General features: G+C 39.9%; 13 protein-coding genes. 5 read left to right on the top strand and 8 right to left on the bottom strand.

All coding sequences use genetic code 11. The annotated features are described in order from the left end of the window. Positions 1–598 precede the first annotated feature (598 nt). The 7 genes from J8L97_RS03335 to lptD all read right to left on the bottom strand — a co-directional run bounded on the left by J8L97_RS03335 (position 599) and on the right by lptD (position 9,275). The gene (locus J8L97_RS03335) at positions 599–2,614 is read right to left on the bottom strand and encodes a methyl-accepting chemotaxis protein (RefSeq protein WP_211047851.1); all 2,016 of its coding nucleotides are present in this window, start codon (positions 2,612–2,614) and stop codon (positions 599–601) included. 116 nt (positions 2,615–2,730) lie between these two features. Beyond that, positions 2,731–3,531, bottom strand: coding sequence for a symmetrical bis(5'-nucleosyl)-tetraphosphatase (locus J8L97_RS03330; RefSeq protein ID WP_211047850.1), 801 nt, complete (start codon positions 3,529–3,531; stop codon positions 2,731–2,733). A gap of 6 nt (positions 3,532–3,537) precedes the next feature. Further along, on the bottom strand, positions 3,538–3,927 hold the full coding sequence (apaG, locus tag J8L97_RS03325; protein ID WP_211047849.1) for a Co2+/Mg2+ efflux protein ApaG: 390 nt from the start codon (positions 3,925–3,927) through the stop codon (positions 3,538–3,540). Next, positions 3,911–4,717, bottom strand: a complete 807-nt coding sequence (gene rsmA, locus J8L97_RS03320) for a 16S rRNA (adenine(1518)-N(6)/adenine(1519)-N(6))-dimethyltransferase RsmA (RefSeq protein ID WP_210995458.1) — start codon at positions 4,715–4,717, stop codon at positions 3,911–3,913. Before rsmA ends, apaG begins: the two co-directional genes overlap by 17 nt. Further along, positions 4,717–5,706: a 4-hydroxythreonine-4-phosphate dehydrogenase PdxA gene (pdxA, locus tag J8L97_RS03315; protein ID WP_211047848.1), complete on the bottom strand. Its 990-nt coding sequence runs from the start codon at positions 5,704–5,706 to the stop codon at positions 4,717–4,719. The genes rsmA and pdxA overlap by 1 nt, the downstream gene beginning before the upstream one ends. Before the next feature lie 13 nt (positions 5,707–5,719). Continuing rightward, a complete protein-coding gene (surA, locus tag J8L97_RS03310) occupies positions 5,720–7,012 on the bottom strand; it encodes a peptidylprolyl isomerase SurA (protein WP_211047847.1) in 1,293 nt (430 codons plus the stop codon). A gap of 16 nt (positions 7,013–7,028) precedes the next feature. Beyond that, entirely contained in the window at positions 7,029–9,275 is a 2,247-nt protein-coding gene (gene lptD / locus J8L97_RS03305) for an LPS assembly protein LptD (RefSeq protein WP_211047846.1), read from the bottom strand. 89 nt (positions 9,276–9,364) lie between these two features. Between lptD and J8L97_RS03300 the strand changes: the two genes are divergently transcribed. The 3 genes from J8L97_RS03300 to djlA are packed head-to-tail and all read left to right on the top strand — an operon-like array spanning position 9,365 to position 11,878. Next, on the top strand, positions 9,365–10,375 hold the full coding sequence (locus J8L97_RS03300; RefSeq protein ID WP_211047845.1) for a phosphotransferase: 1,011 nt from the start codon (positions 9,365–9,367) through the stop codon (positions 10,373–10,375). Next, positions 10,372–11,049 (top strand): N-acetylmuramate alpha-1-phosphate uridylyltransferase MurU, encoded by a 678-nt coding sequence (murU, locus tag J8L97_RS03295; RefSeq protein WP_211047844.1) that lies wholly within the window; start codon positions 10,372–10,374, stop codon positions 11,047–11,049. Before J8L97_RS03300 ends, murU begins: the two co-directional genes overlap by 4 nt. Continuing rightward, positions 11,039–11,878: a co-chaperone DjlA gene (gene djlA, locus J8L97_RS03290; protein ID WP_211047843.1), complete on the top strand. Its 840-nt coding sequence runs from the start codon at positions 11,039–11,041 to the stop codon at positions 11,876–11,878. Before murU ends, djlA begins: the two co-directional genes overlap by 11 nt. Positions 11,879–11,907: 29 nt before the next feature. On the opposite strand, the gene J8L97_RS03285 is transcribed toward djlA, so the two are convergent. Continuing rightward, a complete protein-coding gene (locus tag J8L97_RS03285; protein ID WP_211047842.1) occupies positions 11,908–12,804 on the bottom strand; it encodes a DUF3530 family protein in 897 nt (298 codons plus the stop codon). A 187-nt stretch (positions 12,805–12,991) separates the two neighbouring features. Between J8L97_RS03285 and J8L97_RS03280 the strand changes: the two genes are divergently transcribed. Beyond that, complete coding sequence (locus tag J8L97_RS03280) at positions 12,992–13,720, top strand: GGDEF domain-containing protein (protein ID WP_211047841.1); 729 nt, start codon at positions 12,992–12,994, stop codon at positions 13,718–13,720. A gap of 198 nt (positions 13,721–13,918) precedes the next feature. Beyond that, a complete protein-coding gene (locus J8L97_RS03275) occupies positions 13,919–14,794 on the top strand; it encodes a DUF368 domain-containing protein (protein ID WP_211047928.1) in 876 nt (291 codons plus the stop codon). The last annotated feature ends 31 nt before the right edge of the window (positions 14,795–14,825 follow it).

Below are 14,825 nucleotides of genomic sequence, written 5' to 3'. Positions count from 1 at the left end.
TAGTTGGAGCTACTATCGTTTGGATCTCCTACCTTAATAAGATTTCGTTAGATAGTGCTACTTGCGGCTATTGTATCTGTCGCTCATTGAGTGCAGTAGCAAATGAAGCTTATTAATGTATCGATATATAGACGGGGGACTAAGTAACCTGATTAAAATGAGCGGGCAAACAAACCTCGTTTGGCTATGGAGGAGGTCGGCCAATTCATGCTAAAGGCGATATAGAGTCGTCGGCTTAGCGTATTCGATTGAATATTACAGCGACAATTGAAGTGCGGCTTATGCACTCGATACAGCACAACGTCAGACAAAATACGACTCAGAAGAAGCTCGCTGAATTCTATTTAATTCCCCTTTTACAGCATGACACTCTTATATGAATGTTGGACACAAGCGTGCTTACATATCAGTTGGTGCTGCCATTTACTGCTCCTCGATGATAACGAGAGAGGTATTTGAGTATTATAAATAAATAAGTGAGAAATGAATCAAGTTATCTAGAGTTAGGTTGCCCAATAAAAAAACCTGCAATAGCAGGTTTTTTTAGTGTTTTTATCTTTAAAAATAAACGTTTAATACTATGTTTGATCTATATTCATTAAACTTTAAATTGGTCTACTGACAAGCGGAGCTCTTCTGCAAGCTTGGCCACTTCAGTACTTGAAATAGAAGTTTGATTTGCCCCTTCCGCAGTTTGTTCAGCAATCGATACGATGGACTCGAGTCGCTCACTGATTTCCTGTGAAACTTGTTGTTGTTCATTGGCAGCAGTGGAAATCTCTTCGCTCACATCATGCGCTTGAGAAACCGCCTGAGTGATACTGTTCAATGCTTCATTTGCTAAATCACTTTTATCCACACATGATTCAGCTTGTTGTTTACCCTTTGACATAGCTGTTACAGCTTCTTCAGCCCCTGCTTGTAAGGACTCAATCATTGATTGTATCTCTTGAGTCGACTCTTGTGTTTTACTTGCAAGAGAGCGGACTTCATCAGCAACAACAGCAAACCCTCGGCCCTGTTCCCCAGCCCTAGCTGCTTCAATGGCCGCATTTAGTGCTAATAAATTGGTTTGTTCCGCAATGCCGCGGATCACATCTAGAATGCCTCCAATTGAAGCACTATCTTGATGTAATTTGTTGATAACTCTGGAAGCTTCGTCAACTTCTTTCGCTAACTGTTCAATGGTATGTTTATTATCGTGAGAAATACCCTTAACACGCTCAGCTTCTTTATCAGCATTTTTGATTTCAAGTAATGCTTGATTAGCACTGTTACTTACGCCGTGAGATGTACTACTCATTTCTGTTGTTGCGGTAGCTGCTTGTTCAACTTGTGCTTGCTGGTTTCGAATTGCTTGACTTGATTCTGTGGTAATCATTGAAGTTTGTTCTGAGGCCGCAGCTAACTGTGTCGAGCGTGATACAATTCCGGTTATTAACTCCCTCAAACTACTAATTAATGCATTACAGCTGCGAGAAAGATCACCAAACTCATCTTTAGCGCTATCATCTAGTCGTTGTGTCATATCGCCGCGGGCAACGATAGTCAGAACACGGTTGACTTCAGCAAGAGGTTTGGTGATCAAGTTAACTGTGACGAAAGCGACAACAATAGCGATAATCGTCGCAATTACCATCCCAACCCATGTCCACAAGTTTGCTGCACTGACATCTTCGCTAACACCTTTCTGTAGATTAAATGCCACTTTACTCGCTTCATTGAGTAATTGATCAAGTTGCTCTAACGCCGCCTTGGTAGCTTGCTCAGCTTCTGCTAATTCACTTCTTGTCATACTGGTGGCGTTTATCAAGCGTTTTTTGTTAGCTGAAAGACTATTTGACCCTGAGGCATCGGTTTTTAACGTACTAAAGTAAGACTCTAAGTCTGAAAACAAGCTGTCATCAATTGCAATAACTGCTGGTTTCATTAGCTCTATGTTTCTTTGCAACTCTTCGAGCAAGTAATCTTGATCTTTTTTGACAATATCTAGGGTATTTAAATTATCAACGGTCAGCATGTCAGCACTATTTGTCACCAAAACAGAAAAGTTATTTTCCATACTATTGGCTGCTTGATATGCACGGTTGCTGGATTCTTTTAATCCGTCTAAATCAATAATATCAAGTACTGCTGTTGTTGCATCTTCTGCATTGAGTTCAATATCTTCCAATTGCGATGCGGTCGTTTTCTTAAGCTGTAACTCGAGGGCTTTGTCACGAAGTAGATTGTTAACCGATTTGAGGAAATCAGAGTATGAGTTGCCAACACTTTGAGAGTTGCGCGCTAAGCTTTGGTTACTACTGACAATATCTTGTAGTTGCGCATAAGTTTTATCAAATACAACTTGTCGCTCATTAAACTGTGCCTTAAGCGCATTTAATTCTGCAGGTGTTTGCGCATAAAAGCTACCTTGCGCGACCTTGCTCATTAATGAAAACTCAACTTGCAGCTCTGAACTTTTATTTAGAGCCGGAAGAGATAAGCTATTCACTTGTTGTGTAGAGCTATCTATGTTTGCAATCCTTAGCAAAGAGTTTCCACCTATCATTAGGAGTAGTGAGGTGATAAGAATAAAACCACCCCAAATTCGTTGGCTTACAGTCAAGTTCATACAATTTCCATCAATTTTACTAGCAGGATTGAGTACTTATCGGTTTTATTGCGGATAAGTTAAGTATTTTATAGCAGATGTGACTAAAAAATTCAGTAAAAAGGGGCGAGAATAGATTATTTGCTTAAATATTGTTCGTTAGTTGCAATATTCAGCATACTCATCGGTCCACCCCAGACACATCCAGTATCCAACGCAATCACGTTTTTCATGTTAGTGACGCCTTTAAGCGCTGCCCAGTGACCAAATATAAAGGATGTTTTTGACTTTTTAAAGCGTTTGCAGTCAAACCATGGAACTAATGTTGGGCAATCGTTAGTACCACCTTTATTTACTAAGTCTAGCTCACCTTGCGTAGATAGATATCGCATTCGTGTAAACGTATTCACGATTGCTGTGAATCGAGCTTGCTTAGAGAGCATACTTAATTCGCCTACAGGATGCTTTGCATACATATTTAGGTAGTATTCTTTGGCATCTTTTCCACGATAACATTGCTCCACAAAGTGTGCATACTCTAGTGCATCTTGAATTGACCAAGTCGGATGAATGCCGGCATGAGAAATGAAAGAGTTATAATTTGATAGGTGGACGGCAATAGGTTGAGCACGCAATAAGTCTAAATATTGGGGAAGTTTAGGGCTATCAAAAACCGCTTGTAGTTTATCTTTTGGATTCGGCGAGCGATTTAACGTCGTACAAGCGAGCAAGTGCAGGTCATGATTACCTAATGTAATAGTGATTGCATCACGGTGGTGATATAAAAATTCTAAACAAGCAAGAGAATCAGGACCTCTTGCTACAACATCTCCAACGAGATAAAGGTGATCTTTACTCGGATTAAAAGCCACCATATCCAATAGTCGAGAAAGAGGCGCAAAGCACCCTTGTAAATCACCTACTGCGTATAATGCCATAAGATATCAATGTAACGCTGTTAAACAGGTCAGTCTAAACACAGGAATGGGAGCTTCAAATTCAGCCCCAAATTCATTACGCATTAAGTAATGCCCTTGCATTGTTCCTAGAGGCGTATCAAGGACAGCACCACTGGTATATTTATAACTGTCGCCAGGGGCAATAGATGGTTTCTCTCCGATAACGCCTTCACCATCGATTTCAGACTCTTTACCATTAGCATCGGTTATAAGCCAGTGGCGGCTCTCCAGTTTCACACTACACAAGCTATGGTTTTTAATGGTAACCGTATAGGCGAACACATACTTATTTTTTTCAGGTTGTGATTGAGCTTCCACATAAAAGGTTTCAACAGAAACCTTTATGGGAGAGCCTAGATTACTGCTTATTGTCATAAATCCAGTTTGCTATATCAATAAATTGAGAAAGGGACAGGTTTTCTGCACGTTTAGTCGCATCAATACCAATTTCAGCCATTTCGTCACTTGTTAACAAGTTTGATAGACTGTTTCTTAATGTTTTTCGACGTTGGTTAAACGCTTCTAAACATACCGTGTTTAGAACTTTTGTACTTTTTGCAGATCTTTGCTCTGGTTTTTTAGGTATTAGACGGATCACCGCAGAGTCAACCTTTGGCGCGGGTTTGAAACACTCTGGTGGTACATCTATAACAGGCATGGCGTGACAGTAATATTGTGTCATCACACTCAATCGGCCAAAAGCTTTAGAGTCAGGGCTTGCAACCATGCGCTTTACAACTTCTTTTTGAAGCATGAAGTGCATGTGCTCCACATGGTCCGCAAATTCAAATAAATGAAAAAGTAAAGGAGTTGACACGTTATATGGTAAATTACCAAATATTTTCAGTTTTTCACCATCTTGAATAAGCGAAGAAAAATCAAACTTCATTGCATCGCCTTGGTGGACTGTTAGCTTGTCACTCATAAATGGATGTTTTATGAGACGCTCAGCTAAATCTTTATCAAGTTCAACAACGGTAAGTTTGTCACTTAATTCCACCACTGGCTCAGTAATAGCACCAAGGCCAGGACCAATTTCGACTAAGTTGTCTGTTGGCTTAGGGTCAATGGCTGTTACTATTTTGTCGATGATCATGTCATCGTTTAAAAAGTTTTGGCCAAAACGCTTTCGGGCACGATGCCCTAAATGTACTTTATCAGTCATTAATTCTGTGCTTTTTTATGGGCGAGCTTAATTGCTTCGCGGATAGCTAAATCAAAACTACCTACCTCAATGTTACCTGTAGCGGCTAAATCTAACGCGGTACCATGGTCAACAGAGGTTCTTACAAAGGGTAGTCCAAGGGTAATATTAACCGAATTACCAAATCCTTTATATTTTAACACAGGTAAGCCTTGATCGTGATACATTGCAAGCACAGCGTCGGCATTATCTAAATATTTTGCTTGAAATAAGGTATCAGCAGGCAGTGGTCCTATGAGGTTCATCCCTTGTGTATTTAATTCTGTGAGGGCTGGAGTAATCGTCTCTATTTCCTCTCGCCCTAAATGACCATCTTCACCAGCATGCGGGTTTAAACCACAAACTAAGACTCGTGGATTATTAATACCAAACTTACTTTTGAGATCATCGTGTAAGATATTGATAACTTTAGTCAGTCGTTCTGTCGTAACAGCTCTCGATACATATGCTAGGGGTATATGGGTGGTGACTAACGCAACTCTAAGGCCCTCAGTTGCCAACATCATTACCACATCGGAAGTATTGGATTGCAATGCGAAATATTCAGTATGGCCACTAAAAGAAATGCCTGCACGGTTAATAATGCCTTTATGAACAGGTCCTGTAACCACTGCATCAAATGTACCATCCATATTTTTTTCAGATGCAACTTTTAATGTTTCCAGTACATAATTACCATTTTTTTCATCAAGGACACCCGCTTGTACATTACAGCCTTTTTCTACTTGTAAATAATACAAACAGCCTGCTGGTGCAGGCTGTGCCTCTTCATTCGCATTGAATGGCAGCAATGTGATAGGGATACCTAGCTCAATCGCGCGCTTTTCAATAATAGTACGATCGACGACGGCAATAATTTGCGCGGACCATACTTTTTGAGCCAGTTTAATAACCAGATCGGGTCCAATACCAGCAGGTTCCCCTGGCGTAATTGCAATTCTGAGGCACATATTTATATCCATTTTATTCTGTAGGGAATACATCAATATGTGCTTGTTCCCGAATTTCACGCTGCCACTTAAAGCTTTCTTCTTTGAACTTCCTGTTAAATAGTAGCCCGTGAGCACGGCTTAGTTTCGCTTGGTCTGTTTTGTCAGCTGTACGTGTATCTAACAATTGAACTATGTGCCAACCAAATGTACTTCTAAATGGTTCACTGATCTCATTCTTATCTAGTGAAAGAAGGGTGTTTTTAAATGCGGGTACGTAAGTTGTTGGATCTGTCCAATCATATTCGCCACCTTTGAGTGCAGAACCTGGATCTTCGGAGTGCTCTTTTGCCAGTTCTGCAAAGTCAGCCTCACCTGCGCGAAGCTTAGTCGCGAAACCAGAAAGCATATCACGGGCTTTTTCTTCACTGAGGATAATCGAAGGCTTAATGAGAATATGACGTGAGCGTACTTCAGTTGTTTCTACAACTTCACGCCCGCGAATATCTTGTACTTTTAGAATGTGGAAACCGGCACCAGAGCGAACGGGCCCAACGATGGCATCTTTTTTCTGGCCTTTAATTGCCTCTGCAAATAACGATGGCATTTCATTAATGCTCATCCAGCCTAATTGTCCGCCTTCAAGCGCTTTTGGACCACTTGAAGAAGCGATTGCAATACGTTTAAACTCTTTACCGTCGTTTAAAAACTCCATTACGTTATCAGCACGTTCACGCGCATCTTGAATCTCTTCCGGGGAGGCTTTATTTGGAATTTTAACAAGAATATGACCAACGTCGTACTCTTCAGGGGTTCCTGTTTGTTGTTCTAGAATTTTTTGTAAATTAGCAACTTCTTGTGTACTAATATAAATGCGTCGGTCGACATTTGCTCGGCGAACTTGACCAATGGTGATTTCTTTTCGAAGCTCCTCTCTGTAAGCTTGGAAGCTTTCTCCACTGGCTTCTACTGAGCGTCTGAGATCAGCTATAGTCACATTTTGATCCTTAGCGATATTTGATATCGTTTGATCCAGTTGAGAGTCTGAGATCTCCATACCCATGCGCTCAGCAAGTTGTAGCATTAAGGATTGGTCGACTAGTCTGTCAATAGCTTGTACTCGAAGCGTTTTATCGGAGGGTAATTCCGTGCTTTGCTGTTTAGCTTGCTCTTTAACCCGAGCAATAATTTGATTAACCTCACTTTGTAATATGACACCTTCGTTTACAGTGGCAACAATCTTATCCATCTGAACACGTTGAGCCAGTGTTGTGTGACTTATACTGATACCCAATAGGGTAACTAACAATAACTTTTTAAAATTCATAGTAATCTAATATTTATTAATTATTTAAAAAATAAGGTCGACGGTAGCCGAAGATACCTTGTTGTAATCGCTGACTTACAGCATTATTTGATTTGCCACCCAATCCATTTAATACAAAATTAAACCCAATGCTGGTGTCGAATTGTGCATCATCATGTGTAATCGTTTGGTTTAAATCTGTTTCTATGTGTCTTCCACCCGTTATTTGAATAGCCCAACAGCAACTTTCGTATTGTATACCGGCGAAGACTTCGACACTCCGAGAGGCATTTAAGTCTCGGTGATAGCTTGCTATAAATTGCCAATTATCATTGATTGGTAGGCTGCTAAACAGACCAACTTGATCAATTTCATATCCTGAGACACTATTTGCATAACGATGGTTCAATTGTACTAACTTATTATTGTCTCCTCGGTAGTCTAGTGTCGTATGAGACTGAATTAGCTCTTTAGAGTCTGCGTCATACTGTATTCCAGCCGAGAAATACCAACGACGATGCCAATGTACCATGGTTTCCGCTGCAAACAATGCATTGTAGTTGGTTTCTGAATTATTGGCTTGTTCAGTAGGCTTTACATCGTCACTGAGGTAAATTATTTGGCCGATACTGAAATTGAATCTTTCTGTGTTTTTAGTATCAAAAAGGCGTGTTGTGGCACCTAGAGTAAATTGGTTCGCTTGCGCTATCCTATCAACACCTGAGAATCGTTGTTCACGAAATAAGCCAGCAAAGTCATCTTGCATTTTGGTTGTATCAAAAAGACCTATGCTGTCTTGCTCTCTTTTTGGTGTGTACAAATATTGAATTTGCGGTTCTAAAGTTTGCGTGCCACCTTCACTAAAAAATAGCGTGTCTCTTTCCAAATTCAGCTGTGCATGCATTCTTAATTTTGGCATGGTTCGAGTAACAGAATCTTCATACGGTGTATTGTGTAAATCACCATGCTGCTCATATCGTGTATGTAATAAGCTAGATTCAGCTAAGAAAGACCATGCGTATTCTTCAAATGATAGGCTAACTTTTGGCTCTAAGTGCAACCGAGAAGCTTCTGTTATTGTTAGTTCGTCATTCCGAAAATGACTGAACTCACCCAATATAGATAGTTGCAAGTGGTGCCACTGAAAAGGTACTCTGTTTTTCCAAGTTATTTGTGGTAAAGCAGCGTATGACTCTGTGTGGTCGCCTAGTACCTCGAAGCTTTGTAATTTTATATCAGTGATCCAGTCATCGCCGAGGTAGCTGATGATACCAGTACGATACAGTTGAGTATCGGTTTCGTTGGCGTATTTTGAGCCTAAATCGGTTAGATATGCATCATCACTGACATTGGTAATGTCAATATTTAGGCGCCATTGGTCGGTTAAGTAACTCTGTTGCTGCCAATGGACTAAATAACGGCTTTCTAGCTGGGGGTCTGCATCGTCTTTATCTATATACTCAACACCTAAAAGGCCTTGATGTTGTTTGGTTAGGTACCTAAATTCAGAAGTAACTTGGAGCCCTTTGTTTGACATATACCTAGGAGTGAAGGTCGCATCATAATTGGGTGCTATATTCCAATAGTAGGGGGTTGCCATTTCAAACCCGTATCGACCAGAACTGGTCAAAGTCGGAGTTAGTAGGCCAGACTTTCGTCGTTCATCTATGGGAAATGTGAAATAGGGAATATAGATGATAGGTGTATCAAGAATCTTCAAAACTGCGTTGTAAGACTCCCCCCACCCATTGTGCTTAGATAATGTGATAGTACTTGCTTCAATTTGCCAAAAAGGGGCTTCGACTGGGCAAGTGGTAAAAGTTGAATTATATAAACTAATTTCAGATTCTGATGCATATAGCTTCTCAGCACCACCACGACCAATTTGTTGTGTTAATTGATAGTCAGCGCCGAGTAAGCTGATATCATTATTATTTAAATCTGCGTATAAACCGGTGCTATTAACGAGAGTAAAAGCATCTTGATAGACAAGTGGGCCTGTTGCATTGAGCAAACCTCGTTCTTTGTCGATTAAGGCTGAGCTTGCTGATAGATGCATTTTCTGGGTGTTGACATCGACGTTACCTGAAAACTCAGCACTGGCTGTGCCTTGCATTTCAACGTTATCTGCCTGAATATCTATAGCATTGGAAGGCAAAGATTTAAGAGGTTGCCAGTTTGTCGGTTGAAAGTACTGACTGCACTGCATCGGTGTAGAATTTGATATTGCTAACGCTGGTGCGCTACTGAGTGTCAGTGCGACGACCCCCCAAGTTTTACTCATTTATTAACCTTGTTGGCCTAGTATAATTATCTAAGCAAGACATAATAAAGTAAAACTCAGTTAAATACAGTAATTAAGAATGGAATTTTGTGACAAATAATAAAGAAAGACAAACCTATATCGAGCAGTTTCTAGTTGGGTTTTTTAATGATGAAGCATATCGTTGTGAAGTTGTAACCGCAGATGCGAGTTTTCGTCGCTACTTAAGGGTATATCATGGTGAGAAAAGCTACATTTTGATGGACTCAGAGCCCAATAAAGTAGATAACCAGCCGTTTGTAGATCTTAATGCAAATTTTGCCCTCGCAGGCATAAAAGTACCTAAAATTTTAGCGCAAAATATGCCGCATGGCATTTTACTGCTAGAAGACTTAGGCGCAGAGCATTTGGCTGATCATATCAGTGATCCGAGTAGGTTGGAGCACTATATGGCCATTTTAGATATTTTACCATCAATAGCGACAGTCACTAAATCAACGTCTATGAAACCGTATGATGATGGTTTTATAACTCAAGAGTTGGAAATATTTGAAAATTGGTTATTAAATTCTTGGCTTGACTATGAACTCGAAGGCACTGTTAAAGAGCGATGGCAAGAAACGAAATTGTCATTGGTAAGTAGCATAGTAGAGCAGCCAAAAGTCACGATGCATCGTGATTTTCACAGTCGTAATATTATGCGGCATGACCATCAATGGGCTGTGATAGATTACCAAGATGCTGTTCAAGGGCCTATCACATATGATGCTGTATCCTTATTGCGAGATTGTTATTTTAAGTTACCAGCAGATGACTTTTTAATACTTCAAAAATATAGTTATAAAACACTGAAAAAAGCACAGTTATTGGGAGAAATGACATATCTCGAATATCAGTATTATTTTGATTTAACTGGGTTGCAACGGCATTTGAAAGCCGCAGGTATTTTTGCCCGATTATTATTAAGAGATAATAAAGCGGGCTATTTGGACAATATAATACCTACATTACAGTATGTTGTAGAAGTAGCTAAGCGGCATGACAATTATCAATGGCTTGCAACTTGGTTAGTGAGTGAGATAATACCTTTAATTAACAGTCAGCTGAATAAATTTAAATGAAAGCAATGATCCTCGCTGCCGGACGTGGCCAACGAATGATGCCGTTGACAGAAAGCACGCCAAAACCAATGTTGCAAGTCAATGGGCAACCCTTACTGACTTATCATATCAATAGATTAAAACTCGCAGGCATTAGTGATATTGTCATTAATTTAGCGTGGTGTGGCGAGGTAATCGAACAGTATTATGGAGATGGAAGTGAGTTTGGGGTCAAGGTCACTTATTGCTATGAACCCGCTGGAGGCTTAGAAACAGCTGGTGGCATTGTAAATGCGTTGCCTTTGCTAACGGAGAGTGAGGACGCATTTATTGTTGTGAATGGTGATGTTTTCACTGATTATGATGTGGCTGCGTTAACACAATTACAGTTATACGCAGGGGAAGCGCATATTGTGTTGGTAGAAAACCCAGAACATAATCTAGATGGGGATTTCTGTTTGGCAAATCAAATAGTAAATACTCAAAAGTACACCTTTTCAGGTATTGGTTTATATACGCGTGACTTCTTCTCATCCTTGTCGGTAGGTGTTCTTCCTTTAGGTCCATTATTGAGACGAAGTATTGAGACCGGTCGAGTTTCAATGGAATTATATTTGGGTCTATGGTCGGATATTGGCACTCCGCAGCGGTTAATGGAAATAAATAAAAATCAGGAGCAAAACAGTGTGGGGTAAATTATTAGGGGTTTGTTTCGGGTTTATGTTTGGTCGTTGGCTAGGCGCTATATTTGGTTTCTGGCTTGGGCATATGTTCGATAAAAGTTTAAAGCAGGACTTTGATAAGGTGGGCGGATTTCAAGGCTTTTTTAAAGGTGATGATTTGCACCAGCGTCAAGCATTGTTTTTTTCAAGTTGCTTTGCCGTAATGGGCCATATTGCGAAATCGAATGGGCGAGTGAGCGAAACCCATATTAAAGCTGCAACACTATTTATGGACGAAATGGGACTGCACGGGGAAGATCGTCAAGAAGCCCAAAATGCATTTAGGTATGGCAAAGGTAATGATTTTGAATTAAAAGGTGCGGTTAACGATTTTAAAGAGGTTTTTTCTCGTCGTTACGATTTGCTGCAGCTTTTTTTAGAGATTCAAATTCAAATGGTGTTTTCAGATGGTCATTTAGCGCCTCAGGAAGTGCAATTATTGCAAAAGGTGAGTCAATTACTCGGTATTTCGAATACGCACTTTCGCTTTATTTTGAAACGTTATCAAGCCGAATTTAAGTTTCGAGAACAACGCGCGCAACATGGCGATTATCAAAGGCAAAAAGGTTCTCAAACAGCTCCGCAGTCAGAAAGCATAACTCGAATGCAAGCATTGGCTGTTTTAGGATTAACTGAACAAGCGACAGATAAAGACGTAAAACGCGCTTATCGAAAATTGATGTCGCAACATCATCCAGATAAGCTGGTATCCCAAGGGTTGCCTCAACATATGATGGAAGTCGCTAAAAAGAAAAGTCAAGATATTCAAGCTGCTTACGAGTTTTTAAAGCACCCATCCTAGTGTTAGATAAAAACAAGCAGCCTAGGTGGTCATAATTGACGAAGAAAACCGTCAACTTCTTTCCTCAGCCGTTGATGTTGCCTGGTTTCTGTCGTTAATCCAAAGAGCTGGCGTTGTCGATAGTCAAATTTACTATTGCGTTTTACCCACCTTATTCTTTCGGGCATGCTGCGAGTAACAGTAGGGTTATCATTGGTATAAAAGATATCAAGTAAAGGTGGGCTGATCACAGATAGGTTTGCAGGTAAGTGACGCTGCCTGCTGCTATTTGGTAACTGTGCACTAATGGCCACAAAAGCGTCGAGTTTTATGTTGGGTAAATCAGCAAGGTATTCACTAAACACGCCGGCGCTAGTACCTTGTGCAATGACAACAAGCTGTTCTTTCTCTAACATTGTTAATTGTGAATATAGTGCTTTGAAAATGTCTATGAGTTGTGTTTTATAGTCGTCTAGTGAATTCTCAGGGACTCGCTCAGCCAGAAATTTAGCGGGTTTTTGCATTTTTTTTTCAGTACTTTCTTCGCTGACTGTTTCTGTATTACTGGAATTACTTGCGTCATCTTTTGGTAGTGTATCATTAAATGCAATGTCTGGAATTTGTATGGCGTAGGTATCAAACCCGTCATCGGTTAACGCGTGGTGTAGGTAATTGAATCCATTATATGAAAGAGGAGGGTGGCCAATATCAGGAATCAAAATGACAATGCCACGTTTGGTTGAGGCCATATATGGAGAATAAATAGCAAAACTATTCCCTTTTGATGTTTCAATATCAATCAATGCATTTTCGTCGATAAATTTCGTTAAATCTCGTTTTTCTACCTCTTGCTTTGCCTCTGGTATGACAAAGTCTGCTGATGAGGCGCTTTTGCATAGTACTAGTGCGCATATTAATAAGAAAAGGTTTATAATTCGCTGAGACATAATACTTCGTTGCTGCTAGGGTTTGATAAGTTATCGGCATAAGTACGTTATTGTTTAGCAGAACACACGAAAAAATAATAATGTACATTGTTGTATATCGATTTATTCTATGTTTCCATAAACGGTCCTATTGCAAGGTATATAGGCAAGATAGTCATTATATCTGTATTGTTGAGAGAGTTTTTTTATGTTGTCTGGCCGTATTAAGCCTTTAAAAATCAACTACAGGCAAGAGTTATTCATTCTTTTTGTTGTCAATATTCTTTGCTTTTTCATTTTTTCAAGTTATGACACGTTAGAGTGGCTTTATCACTTTTCAAGGTCCCATGAAGATTTAGAGTTAGACGAGTTTATTCCCTTATGCTTTTCACTGACAGTAACCTTCGCCTTATTTTCTTATCGGCGTTGGAAAGAAGCACAATTGTTTTATGTTGAGATTGAATACCTGTCGTTTCATGATAGCTTGACAGGATTATTAAATCGCAGAGGGGCGCAGTTAAAAATGGCACATATGCCACAAATCTACACTGAAGCCGCTGTTGTATTTATCGATTTTGATAATTTTAAACAGATCAATCAATTGTATAGTTATGAAGTGGGGGATGAAATACTAAAGCAAGTTGGTAATGCGTTAATGCGTAATTATAACCACGCAGTACTCGCGCGTTGGGCCGGTGAGGAGTTATTAATAATAGCTCCATGTATTAGCCGTCAAATGCTCCCAAGCTTTGCTGATGAAGTTTATCGATGTATCACTAAAAGCGTTGCACTTTCAGCCTATTCAGTCTCCGTAAGTATGGGGGTAGTATGGGGAGATGCTCAGTCTGATAGTCAGCATTTACTTACGTTGGTTGATGAAGCGTTATTGCAAGCTAAGCGTCGAGGTGGTGATCAAGTTAATGTCTTCGATCATTAATGAGTCGCTCACCTAAAAGTTTGATACATAATTACGTATAGCTTCGCTGTTCGTCGTGCCATAATCAGGATAAGATCTAATTATAATAGTATTTTTCTGCGTTACACTTGCATTTTATTTTATACGGAGAGTTCGTCAGTGACAAAACGGTCTGATTCTAAACGAGACTATATTTTTTTATTTTTAAAAGGCGCAGGCATGGGGGCAGCTGATGTTGTACCAGGAGTGTCGGGTGGGACTGTAGCATTTATTACTGGGATCTATGCTCGGTTTTTAAGTGCGATAAAAAGTGTAAATTTCGAAGCCATCGCATTATTGAGACGGCATGGCGTTAAAGCAAGCTGGGACTATATTGATGGTAGTTTCTTGGTAGCTGTTTTTGCTGGTTTAATAACCAGTGCTGTGTCTTTGGCTAAAGTGATTACTTACTTGTTATCAAATCACCAACTGCTAGTGTGGTCATTCTTTTTTGGCTTGATTTTGGCTTCTTTTATATTTATAGCTAAGCAAGTTAAACAATGGCAGTTAGGTACTATTGTAAGCTGTATTACAGGCGCCATTATTGCTGTGATTATCACATCACTGGCTCCTACCGAAGCAGAGCCACATTGGTGGCTTTATTTTATTGCTGGCGCTATTGCTATTTGTGCCATGATTTTACCTGGAATTTCAGGTAGCTTTATTTTGTTACTATTGGGAATGTATGGCCACGTATTATCAGCTATAACTCATCAAGAAATATCACTAATCGCGCTATTTATGATGGGCTGTGTTGTTGGTTTAATATTATTTTCTCGTGTTCTTTCTTGGTTACTCGCATCATACCAAGAGGTAACGTTTGCGTTATTGGCCGGATTCTTACTAGGGTCCTTAAACTTGTTATGGCCATGGAAGGTGGTAGTCTCAACGTATATCAGCTCAAGTGGTGCAGAAAAACCCTTAAACCAACAGAATATATCTCCACTTGATTACGCAAATTTGGTGGGGCAGGAACCGCAGACATGGTTATGTGTTGGTTTGGCTATATTGGGCTTAATACTGATTTTAGGTATTGAGAAACTAACTGCCAAATAATGCATTTTAGGGCCCATCTTAATGGGCTCTG

It is taken from the genome of Pseudoalteromonas sp. MMG012 (assembly GCF_018100875.1).
Taxonomy (GTDB): Bacteria; Pseudomonadota; Gammaproteobacteria; order Enterobacterales; family Alteromonadaceae; genus Pseudoalteromonas; species Pseudoalteromonas aurantia.
The sequence above is the reverse complement of the archived record's forward strand: the minus strand, read 5'-3'. Positions and strand labels throughout refer to the sequence as shown.